The 14,467-nt window shown below is 42.8% G+C and carries 15 protein-coding genes and 2 pseudogenes; 9 read left to right on the top strand and 8 right to left on the bottom strand.

Features of this window, described 5'->3' with window-relative positions:
- Positions 1-651: 651 nt before the first annotated feature.
- A complete protein-coding gene (locus JCM19039_RS01860; RefSeq protein WP_042423264.1) occupies positions 652-1,092 on the bottom strand; it encodes a hypothetical protein in 441 nt (146 codons plus the stop codon).
- Positions 1,093-1,107: 15 nt separating this feature from the next.
- Entirely contained in the window at positions 1,108-1,446 is a 339-nt protein-coding gene (locus JCM19039_RS01855) for a chloride channel protein (protein ID WP_042423262.1), read from the bottom strand.
- A gap of 683 nt (positions 1,447-2,129) precedes the next feature.
- Here JCM19039_RS01855 and JCM19039_RS26205 point away from each other — a divergent pair.
- Both JCM19039_RS26205 and JCM19039_RS01840 read left to right on the top strand, forming a co-directional pair.
- Positions 2,130-2,255, top strand: a complete 126-nt coding sequence (locus JCM19039_RS26205) for a hypothetical protein (protein WP_255343605.1) — start codon at positions 2,130-2,132, stop codon at positions 2,253-2,255.
- 699 nt (positions 2,256-2,954) lie between these two features.
- Positions 2,955-3,221 carry a hypothetical protein gene (locus JCM19039_RS01840; RefSeq protein ID WP_042423256.1) on the top strand — a complete coding sequence of 89 codons (267 nt, stop codon included), beginning with the start codon at positions 2,955-2,957 and terminating at the stop codon, positions 3,219-3,221.
- A 54-nt stretch (positions 3,222-3,275) separates the two neighbouring features.
- Here the strand turns inward: JCM19039_RS01840 and JCM19039_RS01835 are convergent, their stop codons facing one another.
- Positions 3,276-4,847 (bottom strand): glutathione ABC transporter substrate-binding protein, encoded by a 1,572-nt coding sequence (locus JCM19039_RS01835; protein ID WP_042423254.1) that lies wholly within the window; start codon positions 4,845-4,847, stop codon positions 3,276-3,278.
- Positions 4,848-4,849: 2 nt separating this feature from the next.
- Positions 4,850-5,718 (bottom strand): annotated as a pseudogene (locus JCM19039_RS21370) (alpha/beta fold hydrolase).
- Positions 5,719-5,949: 231 nt separating this feature from the next.
- Between JCM19039_RS21370 and JCM19039_RS01825 the strand changes: the two are divergent.
- Genes JCM19039_RS01825 through JCM19039_RS01820 form a run of 3 tightly spaced genes read left to right on the top strand, consistent with a single transcriptional unit; the run spans position 5,950 to position 7,484 of the window.
- Entirely contained in the window at positions 5,950-6,552 is a 603-nt protein-coding gene (locus JCM19039_RS01825; RefSeq protein ID WP_042423251.1) for a TetR/AcrR family transcriptional regulator, read from the top strand.
- Between the two features lie 21 nt (positions 6,553-6,573).
- The gene (locus JCM19039_RS27020) at positions 6,574-6,951 is read left to right on the top strand and encodes an SDR family NAD(P)-dependent oxidoreductase (protein ID WP_307190118.1); all 378 of its coding nucleotides are present in this window, start codon (positions 6,574-6,576) and stop codon (positions 6,949-6,951) included.
- Positions 6,888-7,484 (top strand): hypothetical protein, encoded by a 597-nt coding sequence (locus JCM19039_RS01820; RefSeq protein ID WP_307190117.1) that lies wholly within the window; start codon positions 6,888-6,890, stop codon positions 7,482-7,484. Before JCM19039_RS27020 ends, JCM19039_RS01820 begins: the two co-directional genes overlap by 64 nt.
- Before the next feature lie 416 nt (positions 7,485-7,900).
- On the opposite strand, the pseudogene JCM19039_RS01810 reads toward JCM19039_RS01820, so the two are convergent.
- The 4 genes and pseudogenes from JCM19039_RS01810 to JCM19039_RS01795 all read right to left on the bottom strand — a co-directional run bounded on the left by JCM19039_RS01810 (position 7,901) and on the right by JCM19039_RS01795 (position 11,274).
- Positions 7,901-8,546, bottom strand: a pseudogene (locus tag JCM19039_RS01810) (ABC transporter permease).
- Positions 8,546-9,466: an osmoprotectant ABC transporter substrate-binding protein gene (locus tag JCM19039_RS01805; protein WP_042423245.1), complete on the bottom strand. Its 921-nt coding sequence runs from the start codon at positions 9,464-9,466 to the stop codon at positions 8,546-8,548. The pseudogene JCM19039_RS01810 and the gene JCM19039_RS01805 overlap by 1 nt, the downstream one beginning before the upstream one ends.
- Positions 9,463-10,113, bottom strand: coding sequence for an ABC transporter permease (locus JCM19039_RS01800; RefSeq protein ID WP_152550048.1), 651 nt, complete (start codon positions 10,111-10,113; stop codon positions 9,463-9,465). Before JCM19039_RS01800 ends, JCM19039_RS01805 begins: the two co-directional genes overlap by 4 nt.
- A 12-nt stretch (positions 10,114-10,125) precedes the next feature.
- Positions 10,126-11,274 (bottom strand): betaine/proline/choline family ABC transporter ATP-binding protein, encoded by a 1,149-nt coding sequence (locus JCM19039_RS01795; RefSeq protein ID WP_042423480.1) that lies wholly within the window; start codon positions 11,272-11,274, stop codon positions 10,126-10,128.
- 330 nt (positions 11,275-11,604) lie between these two features.
- On the opposite strand from JCM19039_RS01795, the gene JCM19039_RS01790 reads away from it, so the two are divergent.
- The 4 genes from JCM19039_RS01790 to JCM19039_RS01775 are packed head-to-tail and all read left to right on the top strand — an operon-like array spanning position 11,605 to position 14,416.
- Entirely contained in the window at positions 11,605-12,111 is a 507-nt protein-coding gene (locus tag JCM19039_RS01790; protein ID WP_373974804.1) for a GbsR/MarR family transcriptional regulator, read from the top strand.
- Entirely contained in the window at positions 12,101-12,985 is an 885-nt protein-coding gene (locus JCM19039_RS01785; protein ID WP_042423240.1) for a 3-keto-5-aminohexanoate cleavage protein, read from the top strand. Before JCM19039_RS01790 ends, JCM19039_RS01785 begins: the two co-directional genes overlap by 11 nt.
- Before the next feature lie 11 nt (positions 12,986-12,996).
- Complete coding sequence (locus JCM19039_RS01780) at positions 12,997-13,959, top strand: 3-hydroxyacyl-CoA dehydrogenase NAD-binding domain-containing protein (RefSeq protein ID WP_042423238.1); 963 nt, start codon at positions 12,997-12,999, stop codon at positions 13,957-13,959.
- Positions 13,946-14,416 (top strand): thioesterase family protein, encoded by a 471-nt coding sequence (locus JCM19039_RS01775; RefSeq protein WP_042423234.1) that lies wholly within the window; start codon positions 13,946-13,948, stop codon positions 14,414-14,416. The genes JCM19039_RS01780 and JCM19039_RS01775 overlap by 14 nt, the downstream gene beginning before the upstream one ends.
- The last annotated feature ends 51 nt before the right edge of the window (positions 14,417-14,467 follow it).

Raw genomic sequence — 14,467 nt, 5'->3', positions numbered from 1 at the left:
ACTTCAGACTACAAGTGCAACATCGGTGATCAAAGTACGCCCACCGTGTTTTCTATGCACTCCAGAGCATATGGGCGACATTACCTCGCCACTTCGGTATGTGGAAAAGTCCAAATGCCTCATAAGTTCATATTTGTGACACTTGGGAAAGAAAAATCATGATTTTAAACGTGAATGCGCACATAAACGGAGTCAACGGTCACAAATCCCAATATATGTGACCGTTGAGGGCCAAAAGTGCAAGGTTTGAGAACTGGATTGTCACATAAGTGCCAGGAAATCACACGCTTGCGCCAGGTGGTGACCATCGGTCACATCTTTTTACCATTCAGCAAACGTCTTCCTTGTTGCCCACAACCTTTGCAGTAACGAACAACGATCGACATCGAAGTGAGATGCACTTCAACAGACGATAGGTAGGCATTTGCCCGTAAAGGCTGGTCTCGGTTTTCGGATTCAGTGTATTTCTTTAGTTCAACTTATCTAGCCTTAAAGATCATTCAAATATGTACCGTCACACAAAAACACAACATCTAACTTAGATATTGTGTTTTGTGTGTATTTTATGGCTTGTCATCATTCTTTTTACAACAAGCCAGTCTTTACATGAACCAGTTGAGCAATATGCTCATACGTCGTAAAGCTATATAATCATTCCTCCAACACAAATGTCACGCGCTCTTCTAACTGCTCACCCTCTTCTTCCCAACTTATGTCCAAATATGTTTCGATGCCGACATCTTGCCGGTAATTCTGGATGATGTCGGGGGCAGGCATCGTTAGTTCGCACGGTTCATTTGGGTTCATGTCAGCATCGTGACTGACTGAACCGCTTTGCCGGTCTTCCTCAATAACGATGGTGACTGGAGATTCTAACGTTTCTATGCTGCCTACGTACGTCACTTCAATGTCTAGATTCGTCGCACTCGCAGGTGATTCCCCTTCAAAGATCTCCCCCACAGCATCGACCTCCCAATGGTCCGAGGATCCATGAAATGTTGCTGAATCAACAACTTCTGGGTTGTCGTCTGGGTCGTTCGTACAGGCGACGAGTACGAACATGCTACTGATTAAGAGCGTTTTTTTAAACATGCACATCTCTCCTAACTAATTCAGCCAATGAGTCATTACAAATACTAAAATTAGACTAATAACTGTGAAGACAACCGCTTCAATCCGTTTTCTTGCTTTCGTTTTATTCGCTTTTTTTGTTAAATACCTTCGCTCTTTTTCTACAATTTTTTCTTCACTTCTAAACACCCAGCTACACGTGACACCAATCAGAGCACCAACTATATACGGGAGGAATTGAATAAATGTGGGCAATTGCTCGTTTATAATTACTTGTGCAATGAAGAATCCTGTTAACAGAGAAATCGGAGTGTATACAAAGGTACGAATGGCTGCTTTTCTTTTCATTTCTTCATATGAATTAACATTCTCCATAAAAAACAACACCTAATTCGAATACAGATTACTACAGATTTTACCATATATTTCACATTGCTAGTCTTTCAACGAGGCGACGTTTCTTTCCTCAATTATTTAGTAAGAAATTCCATCGAAATTTTTTAAAAAAACTGTTGCTTTCATATCTTTCCTGGTTGTATGATATACGCAAGTTTTAAGAATTAAAACTCATAAACTAACACTTGCGAGGTGGTATTATGAAGCGTATCGTTTATCAAACCAATAAGAAGTTTCGTCAGTTTTTTTCGAAAGAGTACTTTACACATGATTGTAACTGTACGGAAACCGAACATCAGCGAATGTATTATCTTTTTGGAGACGATATTGTTTCTGAATGCCTTCTCCATCGACAAGACATGCCCGAGCACAGCGAAACTGTATGAGTAAGGGCTGTTCATTACAATGAAGTTCTTATAATACAATCATGTTAAGAACCGATGTAAAGGTATGGAAACCGTTGTAAGCTGTTTATATGTAGCTATAATGAAACAAATGAGATTTTCCCAAAGGGGAGTAGCATTCGAGTAGCTGTCGTCATTACGGGAGAAATCCTCGGCACTACTGGCAACTATTGTTACTTGCGAGACCTTTGTCCATCTAACTTGGTGGGCAAAGGTTTTTTTGTATCCTTTGTTGCCACCTTTGAAGGAGAATGTTCAATGAGTACACTAAAGAAACGGCCCAAGTCAAAAGTAGTTAGAGAATGGTTTAAAGAAACCCAAAAACATGTCGTTCCACTTGTAAAGAAAGAACTTGCCAAACGTAAAGGAACGAAAAAACGATAGTGGCTGCTGTGACACATATGTATAAGCAATATGCTGACAGTGTTTCATTTCGGATAGTAAAAGGAACGTATGAAGTCTACTCATCACACCCTCACTTGTCCATTTGCGGTGTAGGAAGAAGCGCTGCTCTTTTTAAAGTACTTAAAGAGAATCGAGTCATTAAAGTATATTATCCTCCTCTGAATCGATCGCTATACAAGAATACATGAACGATATGAAAATTACGGATCACCCTCAATACGCTTCACTTTATGAAGTCGGTACCAATTATATTGTTCTCGACTACATCAGGGGAAAGACAGCGTTTCAATGTTTGCATGAAAGAATTCATATTTCCCCTGATCAAATTAATCAGGTGGATGATGCGTTAGGCTACGCACGCAAACAAGGATTTTACCCGTCAGATATCCACTTGCACAACCTATGAATTACGAGCGACGGTTTAGTACGTATCATTGATATTGCCCGCTTTTCTAAGCCAAAACCATGTCGACAGTGGGACGATCTTAAAGCCGGCTACTACAAGCATTACCGGAAAGCTTACTTTCCTTCTCAAATCCCAAAATGGCTGATGAACACCCTTGCAAAAATCTATCGTTCACGGGACTCCGATCGTGATTGAAAGATACATTTCTTTCGTGCAATAATGGTGTAAGAGTATTCTGTGAATATTTGTTGTTTTTGATTGGAGTGTTTTCCATGGATTTTATTTTTTCGAATCATTTTATCTTTATAATGATTGTGTTTGCGGCGATTGCCTGCGGTATGCTCATTAAAAACGATGTGAGCAAAGATAAACGACAAGTTGTTTTTGGAATTAGCATGGCCCCAGCGATCCTTTTATACTGGAACATATCGTCTACGAGCCCATCCAATTTTTTAATGTTCATCTTACCACTTCTCCTCACCATCGCTTATATCATTACAACGACTTATCATGTGTACAAGATGGTGAAAAACGGTTAAAAAAAGAAAAGCAACGTAGTGTATTGGGACAACTACGTTGCTTTTCTTTACATCCTAATAGGCGTCATCTTCATTTACTTCTGTCACAAACAAACGATACAAGTTGTCTGGCATTTTAATAAGGCCCTCAACATTCTCCGAAATCGCGTAGATGTTGTCTTGGTGAACGAGGTTTACCATCGGTGCTTCTTCAACGATGATGGCTTGCGCTTCGTGATACAAACTTTCGCGAGTGTCTACATCGGTCTCTTGGCGTGCATCAAATAACAGTTCATCAACGTCTGCATTCTCATAGTACGTTCTGTTGCCTGAACCACCCCAGTTGCTTGAATGGAAAGGATTATAAAGGCCGTTATCACTATCTCCAGAAACGGCTGTCCAAGACATAATCATTGCCTCATGTGTACCATTCGCCGTACCGTCTAGCAATGTGCCCCACTCCATCGACTCAATGCTCATATCCACACCGACTTCTGACAACTGGTCCTGAATGATTACCGCCATTTGCTGGGTGACTTCATCCGCATCGCCGACCCAAACAGTAAAGTTGATGTCTTCGCCAATTTCCTCTAAAAGTGACTGAGCCGCTTCTGGATCGTAAGCAATCGGTTCTAAATTGTCGTCATACCCAAAGATTAAATCACTAATCGGTCCATCTGCTACTTTCCCGTTTCCTTGCATAATTCCCCCGAGTATTACTTCCTTATCAATGGCCATAGAGATCGCTCGACGAACATCTGCATCTTGAAACAGCTCATGCTGATTATTAAATCCTAAATAGGTCATGCCTAAGCTCGCATCACTGACGAGCTCAACATTTTCCGTGCTTTCTACTTGACTCGTATTTAATGCACTAATTGTATCCGCTACATGTGCTTCTCCGTTAGAAACCATTCCGATTCGCGTTAGCTCTTCAGGAACAACTTTAAATGTAACAGCATCAAGGGCTACAGGATCTCCCCAATATTCAGTATTTCGAGAGAGAACGGCTTCATTTCCTTGATTCCATGTGTCTAATACAAAAGGTCCTGTCCCCGCCGTCTCCGTATCAAGATTAAACTCCCCCTCTTCTACTGCATCAAGAGCTTTCGGACTAATGATACTGCCTCCATTATGCGCTAAGTGTGCGGGTAATGGTGCAAACGGATAAGAGGTTGTAATCGTTACTTCATTCTCCCCTTCAACGTCAATTGAATCAATCATGTCAAACAAAAACGCCCGTGGTGATGCGACATCTGGATCAATGACACGTTCTAGCGACTGCTTGACCGATTCTCCTGTTAACGGCTCACCGTCGTGGAACGTGATATCTTCTCGAAGCTCAAAAACCCAAGTGAGTTCATCCACTTGCTCGAAAGATTCTGCCAAGTGAGGTTGGACTTCCATATTTTCATCCATAATCGTTAAACTTTCATAGATTTGACTTCGTACTTGTGTAGAAGCCGTATCATTTGAACCGTGCGGACTCAAGTCAACCGCATCGCTAGACATTGCAAAAATAAGCTCAGAATCTCCTCCCGTTGACTCAGTCGTTTCCTCAACCTGTTCGTCAACATCTTCGCTACAGCCCGCTAAAGCGACAGCCAGCATAATGGCGACAGCACTTTTACTTGTTCTTCTTTTCATGATTACCTCTCCTCTGTAGTTGCTGTTTGAACAAACGTTTTCACTACACGCATAAATCGCTCATATTCGTCTGACATCACTCGATGACTACTATTTTCAAATAACACATACGTCGCTGTAGGTATAGATTCAGCTACGGCTTCATTCGCTTTAGGAGGTGTGATCCAATCATGAGCACCGGCGATGACGAGGGTTGGGACTGTGATCGAACGATTGCTTTCTGTAAAATCCATCTCCCGCATAAAACCGCCAAACCCTTGGTTCAATGCCCGATAATTTCTACGCACTTTTGGCCTTTTGGCTTTCCCTTCTTTCTGCTCCCGTACTGAATAGAAAGACCCCATTTGTGCATAAAACAGATCCAACTCTTCGTCCGTTTGAAAGTCCCCATTCCAAAGCTTTTCGCAAATCTCAATCTGCTCAGGGGTCCCATTTTCTTTCACAATCTCCTTTGCATCTTCAAGAAAACGATGATTCGGCGCTGTCGTGACGAGTAGTAATCCTAATAAACGCTGACCATACTTCCGTGCATACCCTTGAGCAACCATCCCCCATATGAGTGGCCTAAAATCCATACTCGATCCAATCCGAGGTGCTCGCGCAATGCTTCCAAATCTTCAACGTTATAATCAATATGTAATGTCTCCTCGGGCGCATCGTCTGAAAATCCACACCCACGCTGGTCCACATAAATGAGTTGCATCGTATCAGTAAGCGCTTGAAATGTTGGCTTAAACCCGATATGATTCCCTCCTGGTCCACCATGTAGCACAAAACAAACAGGCTTTTTCACTAAATTTCCCTCTCGAACTTCATACTCTGCACCTTCAACATCAAAGTAAAGCCTTGTTCCATTCACCGTTGCGTACATCTGGTTCATTCCTTTCCGTGAAAATTTTCCGAATATAATTACAAGGATACTGAATTCTGGATTCAATGTAAATATTAAATGCCTGCTTCTTATAGGTAGATCCATCCATTTACGTAGAGAATACTGTCTTATGTGTTTGAAATTTTCAATACTTCAAATTGCCGAATGAGAAAAATTGCACATTGAGCAATTTTAGTTTACGATACAAGGAAAGACGAAGGGGCAATGATGATGGACACTCACAGCTTGCGTGAAAGAAAAAAAGAAGCGACGAGGGCTTCAATTGCTAATTGTGCCTTTCACTTGGCTCAAAAATATGGTGTCGATGGCTTCGGCATTCAAGACATTGCCAATGATGCAACGATCTCCCGCCGTACTTTCTCAAACTACTTTTCTTGTAAAGAAGAAGCCATTGCTCATGCAGCTTTTATGTTCGACAAAAATATTGACTTGTTGTCTATGAGCGTCGACATTAATGAAGAAACCCCGTTATCTCTTATTAAGTACGGGTTAAAAAACCAGAGGGTCTTTGAAAATATAGAACGTAAACATCAAATTGTTCAACTCGGGAGAACGAATCAAACATTGATGCTTTATATTTATGGGACATTCACTGAAATTCAGCGTCATAGTTTTGACGCGCTAAAAACTCATTTTGGTCATCGTTACCCTGATTATTATTATCAACTTCTCTTGGGTGCTGTGATTTCTGCAATTATTCCTACGACCGATTCGCAAGGTTTTACAAGACTTCCCGAGCAGCTAACCGAAAGCCATTTTAACGATTATTTGGATGATGTTTTCCTCACGTTAGAAAATGGTTTTTCACATTAATTCAAAATATGGAGAGATATAATGGAAAATAAAACGGTCATTATCACCGGTTCCAATAGTGGCATTGGATTTGAAGCGGCGAAACACTTCGCACAACTAGGCAGTCACGTCGTGCTCGCGGTAAGAAATGTAGCAAAAGGTGAAGAAGCTAAAGATGAGATTCTCACTAATTACCCAAATGCTCAGGTTTACGTAAATTACCTTGATTTAGCGAAACTTGAAACCGTTGACCCGTTTGTCGGTCGAATACAAGAGAGCTTCTCTGCCATTGACGTGCTCATTAACAATGCGGGGGTCATGATGCCCCCCCACACCGTTACAGATGATGCTTTGAATTGCAATTCGCCAGTAATCATCTCGGTCACTTCGCACTTACCGGACGATTACTCCCCTTATTAGAAATAGGAGAAGCATCCCGAATTGTCACGTTAACTTCCATTGCATATCGCTACGGAACCATTTATTTTGATAACTTAGACGGAGAATCAGGGTACAGTAGCTCCAAATTTTACAGCCAGAGTAAGTTAGCGAATCTCCTGTTTGCAAAAGAACTTAATGATCGCTTAAAAACACACGGCTACACTACGATTAGCGTAGCCGCTCATCCTGGGTTATCCTCCACAAATCTATTTAAACTTGGAAAAAATGAAACCCGTTGGTTTGCCAAACCACTTCTTAAACTCTTTAGCCAACCGCCAAGTATGGGGGCATTGCCGATGATTATGGCAGCAACTGATGATTCGCTCCAAGGTGGTGAACTCATTGGCCCCGATGGCGCAGGTGGGAGGAAAGGAAACCCAACGATCGAGGAACCAAAGACCGACGTTTATCATTCAGCTACGATGCGTAAACTTTGGACTGTTTCAGAAGACTTAACGAACACCCACTTTGCTAATGACAATGAAACGGTTACCCATTCAGCTACTAGATAGTTTGAACCAAAGAAACTCAACAGTACTTGATGTTGAAACTGCATCAAATCTCAATTCCTTCCGCTCGGCGTAAGAAGTTCTACGAACCTTTTCTGTCACAAAGGAAAACGAGGCGTCGGCCCCTTTGGTGATGACAGGGTACTCGCTTATGGGCATTGAATCTGCGCTCCAGTTTGAACAAACTGCGCGCATGTTTAGCGGAATGAGCGCCAAAATCGTTAAACTAGGCAAACTTGCGCGCAGAAAGTGTAAACTAGCGCGCAAAATGGCACCCAGCACCGCGCTACCCTTCCAACCCAACAGCGCAAATCAGGAAAGTCTTACGTTCATTCTATATAGAGAACCTGAGTTGTTATACAAACAAGAACAAGCGCCATGACGCTTGTTCTTGTTTGCACTTCTCATCAATTAGGCATTTAAGCAGCCGCAGCTTTATTGGCGGGGTTTAGTTTTCGTTCGATTTTACCCATGATAAGGTCCGCAATAATTGCCATCAGCTGTCGGGATCGCCCCTGCGAGAATAATTGCCGTTCCGTCGGTTGCATTTGTTCCACGCACGATAATGGCACCAAGTCCCCCAGCACCAACGAACGTTCCAATTGCGACAATACCAATTCCGACAACGAGTGCTGTACGAATTCCTGCCATAATAACGCTAACTGCAAGGGGTAACTCCACCTTCGTTAACAATTGTAAGCGTGTCATCCCTGAAGCATAAGCGGCGTTTGTTACTGTCTTGTCAACACCTTTAATGCCAACATACGTGTTTTGGATGATCGGTAGTAGTGAGTAAAAGAATACGGTCGTAATGACCGTCGTTGTACCAAGTCCCATCGCAACCATCGTAATAGCCATAAAGCCGAGTACGGGAATCGTTTGGATAATGCTACCAAAAGTGAGTACCCAAGAACTTAGTTTTCCGTACCTTGCAATAAGAATGCCTACTGGAATGGAAACGATCGATGCAAAAAGGACTCCGTAGGCAGCCATCAAGAAGTGACGGTAAAACTCTTCCCAGATGTAAAAACCATTTTGAGAAACATACGTAATAAACGTTTCCATTACTGATCCTCCTCGTTGACTTCGACATCTTCGAAGTAGTTATGCGCTTCGAGAAATTGTTGAGCAATCGTTGATGGGCCAACCAATTCAACATCGCCCATATAATTCATCTCTTGCATATCTTCTGTGCTTACCGTATCACTTAACTTATGAAGAATGCCTTCAAGTTCTGGGTGATCATCAAGCACTTCATTACGTATCACAGGTGAAGCGTCATATGGAGGAAAAAAGTCATCTTCCAGAACGGTTAAATCATAAGCCGCAATACGACCATCTGATGAATAGCCTAGAACGGCATCCATGTTCCCAGAAGCCGCTGCTTCATAAACAAGACCAATTGCCATCGGGTACACATCACCAAAAGCAAAATGCGTTTCAGTGAATGCCGCATAACCATCTCCTGTTCGATTGACCCAGGCATTATCAACGCCGAAATTCATCTCATCTGCGAATGGTTTTAAGTCATCTACATGTTCAATATTCTCTTGTTCTGCAAATGCTTCTGTAACAGAAACCGTGTAACTATTATCAAATCCATAGGATTCTGCCCACGTCTGATTGAACAACTCATCGAATTCCTGCTGGACGATCTGCATCGCTTCTTCAGGATCTGTAACATCTTCATAATTGAGCACGCCCGCGATATCTGTTCCCGTATAACGGGTTGCTGTAATATCAACTTCTTCTTGCATCATCGCTTGATGCAACACCATTGTCGATCCAAGATTTGTTACTAATTCAGTCTCTAAATCTGTATAATGCTCAATCATATGAGCAAGTGTGTAACCCCAGATTTCGGATTCAACGGTATCTAACGTTGCAATGCGAATCGTCTGTTCGGATGGCCCACCTAATCCGGGTAAAGAACAGCCTGATAAGACAAGTGCTGAAGCCAACACGGTTGGTATTATTTTTTTCATGCGGTTTCACCTCTCATTGCAACCGGTGTTAGTTTCTTTTCAATCATCGAAAGTAAACCATTTGCAAGTAAGGCAAGCAAGGTTGCAGGAATCGTTCCTAGAATAATTAACTCAGGTTGATACAAGTTTAAGCCATCAAAGATGAGATCACCTAAACCACCACCACCGATAAAAGCGGCAAGAGTTGCCCAACCAATTAAGTACACCGTCGCAAAGCGAATGCCCGACATTATGACGGGTAGCGCAAGAGGTAGTTCAATCTTTCTAACTGTTTCCCAACTGCTCATTCCCATGCCTTTTCCGGCTTCTTTTAAACTATGATCAACTTCCATCACACCGGTATACGTGTTTCTTAATATTGGCAGTACCGAGTAGATAAACAGAGCGATAATTGCTGGTAACACACCGACGCCAAGAAACGGCATCAAAAATGCAAGAATTGCAAGGCTAGGAACGGTCTGTAAGATACCGACGAATGAAATGATTCGATCAGCGACTTTTGGAATTTTCGTTAATAAAACGCCAGCAGGGATTGCTACAATCACTCCGAGAAGGATCGCTGCCAGTGAAATGTACATATGCTCGCCGGTCTTTTCGACTAGATCCCAGCCGTACGTTGTTAGCGTATCGATGATTGCTTCAAACATGTCGTAACCTCCTTATTCCGTTGCGGCAACTTGGGTGGTTTCTTCACCCCAGATTGTGTCGTAAACCATATTCGCGAGCGCTGCTCTCGTGACGATTCCTACAAGTCGATTGTTCTCTTCAACGACTGGCACGTACGCACTACCACGGCGAAGCATCCGATACATGGAGTCACGCAACAAGTCCTCACTATGAACGGAATATTCTTCGGTATCCATCGCTTCATAGACGAAGTTCCGTTTCTTATAATGCGAATCAATCATTTCAATGTCGATGTATCCTTTTAACGTATTCATCTCATCAATGACTAACAGAGAATCGACACGGTTGTCACGCATCACTTGAATCGCTTCTTTTAAAGTGCGCTCTTCTTTCACTGTTACTGGCTCTGCATTCATGATTTGCTTAACGGTCGTTACATCTGGACGACTTTGAAGCAAACGATCTTTGCCGATGAAGTCTTCAACAAAATCATTAGCAGGATTCATTAGAATCTCGTCTGGACTTCCCACTTGCACGATTTCTCCAGCGTTCATAATGACGATTTTATCGGCTAGTTTAATGGCTTCATCCATATCATGAGTGACAAAAACAATCGTTTTGTCCACTTCTTTTTGTAACTTCTTGAATTCCTCTTGCAATCCATCACGTGTAATCGGATCTAGCGCTCCAAATGGCTCGTCCATCAAGATTAGCGGTGGATTTGCAGCTAATGCACGCAACACACCAATTCGTTGTTGTTGTCCACCGCTGAGCTCGTGTGGATAACGCTGTAAGTACTCTTCCGGTAAATCCACTAAAGAAATAAGCTCTTGCGCACGTTCTTGTTGCTTTTGCTTACTCCATTTTAATAATGAACCTACAAGAGAGATGTTCTCGCCTACCGTCATGTGTGGCATCAAACCGATTTGTTGGATCACATAACCAATCGAACGACGCAATTGCACAGAATCTTGATCTAACACATTCGTCCCATCCACTAAAATTTGACCTTTCGATGGTTCTACGAGACGGTTAATCATTTTCATTGTTGTTGTTTTTCCACAACCACTTGGTCCAATAAATACGACAAACTCACCTCGTTCAATCGTTAAGTTTAGCTTATTTACTGCAGGCTTTTTACTGCCATCAAAGGTTTTTGTTACGTCTTTGAATTCTAGCAAATCAAGCACCTCCATCATTTCTTACTCTCGTTTGCAACTTTTTCAGTATAATGTTTCGACCTTAAATTAGGAAAACCCGAAAAAACCGATACAGTTTGTTTAATCTATGCAATTTAAACTTTACAAAGTACACAAAAGGTAATATCGTAAAATTACTAACGATTCCTCACTTTTTCTACCTGATTTGTTTTTTTGCAATTGATTTGAGGAATGGTAAGGTTAATCACAGTGATTGAAGGAGGCATGTCAGTGGAATCATTATCAAACGATCAGCTACTTACTGAATTACAAGCTGCAGAAGATCAAATTACCGATCGAATTGCTGATAATATGGAGACATTTGGTGTTTCATCAACAGTTGGAAGGCTGCTCGGTATCATTTATATGAATCGTGAAGCGATGACGTTAGATGCCCTTGCCGAAGAAACAGGCATGAGCAAAACGAGAATGAGTCAAGTGATGCGCCAGATGCTTGCACTAAACATTGCAGAAAAAGAATTTGTCAAAGGCAGTCGCAAAGAACATTACAATGTAGAAAGCGATTATGCGCAGACGTTCATCTCGTTGTTTACGACGAACTGGAGGGAAGTTGTATCACGTAACATGACGCTTGAACGACGATTACGAGAGCGCGTTGATCATATGAAGACTTCCTTATCGAGTGAAACACCCGTTGAAATTAACGATCGCGTTGAAGCGCTGTCCGAAGAACTTGATGCGTGGCAAGCGTATTACAACTGGATTGATCGACTCGTGTACTTCTTTGAAAGTGGCCAGATCTTTGATCATGTACCGATTCGCGACAGCCAAAAGGAGGACAACCATCATGAAAAATAAACGAATCATTACCGCTGCACTTACAGGGGCGGGTGACACAACGAGCAAAAGCAAGCACGTACCGATTACACCAAAAGAAATTGCAGATTCAGCCATTGAATCAGCAAAAGCGGGTGCAGCGATTGCACACATCCATGTCCGTGATCCGAAAACTGGAAAGCTAAGTCATGACGTTGAACTTTTTAAAGAAACGGTTGAACGAATTCGTGAAGCTGATACGGATGTAATTATTAACATTACTGCCGGCGGTGGCGGTGACTTTGTCCCAAGTCTAGAAACACCAACTGCAGGTGGCTCTGGAACAGACATACAGACCCCTCAAGAACGCCATGAACCTGTCAGCAAATTGCTACCAGAAATCTGTACGCTCGATTGTGGCAGCTTGAATTTCGGAGATGATGTCTATCTTGGCCCTGCTGGATGGCTCCGTAAGCATGCACAGCTCATTAAAGACAGTGGCGTGAAACCTGAGATGGAGATTTTTGATACGGGTCATATTCGTTTAGCGAATCAGCTCATCTCTGAAGGATTAATTGAAGGAAATCCCATGTATCAATTCTGTCTAGGGATCCCATGGGGTGCCGATGCAGATGCGGAAACGATTGATTATATGCGGAAACGTACTGTGGAAGGCGCACACTGGTCGGCATTTGGAATTGGTCGTATGCAGCTCCCGATGGTCGCACAATCAGCGTTACTCGGAGGAAATGTACGTGTTGGACTTGAAGACAACCTTTACCTTGAAAAAGGTGTACTCGGTTCAAATGAGCAACTTGTCGACCGAGCCGTTTCCGTCTTGAATAGTGTTAACCTTGAACCTATGACACCAAGAGAAGCACGTGAACAATTGAATTTAAAAGCATTTAATCAATAGAGGTGTAAAACATGAAGACATTTGCAGTACTCGGTACGGGTGTTATTGGCAACGGTTGGATCGCTCGTTTTATCGCGAATGGTCACCGCGTACACGCCTTCGATCCTGCTCCAGGTGCCGAAGAAAACACGCGGAACCTCCTTGAAGAAATTTGGCCTACACTCACAGAATATGGCATTTCCGAAGATGCATCGCTGAACAATCTTACATTCTTTGAAACCTTGGAAGAAGCGGTTGAAGATGCGGATCTCATTCAAGAAAATGTACCTGAACGTCAAGAACTAAAGAAATCCGTGCTCGCTCAAGCCGATGCTGCGTCGAAACCAGAAGCAGTTCTCGCTTCGAGCACATCGGGTTATCTGCCGTCTTTGCTGCAAGAGGCTTGCACGAAACATCCAGAGCGAGTCATTGTTGCTCACCCTTTTAACCCGGTCTATTTAGTGCCGCTTGTCGAAATTGCCGGGGGTAAACAAACGGATCGTCGTTACATGGAGCAAGCACAAGCAATGTACGATAAGATGAACATGAAGCCACTCATGATGAGCGGGGAGATCGATGGCCACATTGGTGATCGCCTGATGGAAGCCCTTTGGAGAGAAAGTCTTCACATCGTCAATGACGGCGTTGCGACAACAGAAGAAGTCGACAAAGCCATCGTTTATGGCCCTGGCCTTCGTTGGGCATTAATGGGACCGTTTATGACGTTGCATTTAGCAGGCGGCAACGCCGGCATGCGCCATATGCTTGAGCAATTTGGTCCGGCGCTAAAACTTCCGTGGACACGTCTCGTTGCCCCTGAACTAACGGAAGAATTAAGCGAAAAAGTCATTCAAGGAACGGCTGAACAAAGTGGAACTGTATCAATCGCAGACCTTGAACATCGACGCGATCGTTTCTTAATAAAATTGATGGATTTACTCGAAGAAGAAGGATTTTGGCCATCAGAAAAGGTGATTGCTTATGACAGAACGTAAAGTCATTTGGAACGGTCGTGTCCAATCTGACATGGTCGATTACAATGGTCACATGAACGATGCATCTTATTCCTTGGTGTTTAGTGAGAGCCTCGATGCACTCATGGAAACGACCGGGTTGGATGCATCTGGACGAGAGCGCCACGCATACACGATTTTCACGCTAGAAGCGCACATTCGTTATTTACAAGAAGCCCATGAACAACAAGCGTTACGTACGACTGTTACCATTCTCGATCAAGATGCAAAACGCATGCACCTCTGGTTTGAGATGGAAAATGAAGATGGTGACACAATTGCAACGAGTGAACAAATGGTTATGGGGATGAGCACGACAACTGGACGCCCTGGACCGTTTCCAGAGGAAGTTGAACAAAGCCTCTCTCCTCTGCCTAAATTAGATAGAGAACACTGGCCAACACACGCAAATGTGCAGATGGGTATTCGAAGGAAATAAAAAGCTCGCATTGTGGTTACACAATGCGAGCTTTTTTGTTTGATTTTATCA

Source organism: Geomicrobium sp. JCM 19039, from assembly GCF_000698145.1.
GTDB lineage: Bacteria > Bacillota > Bacilli > Bacillales > Marinococcaceae > Geomicrobium_A.
This window is presented reverse-complemented; position numbering and strand designations above follow the sequence as displayed.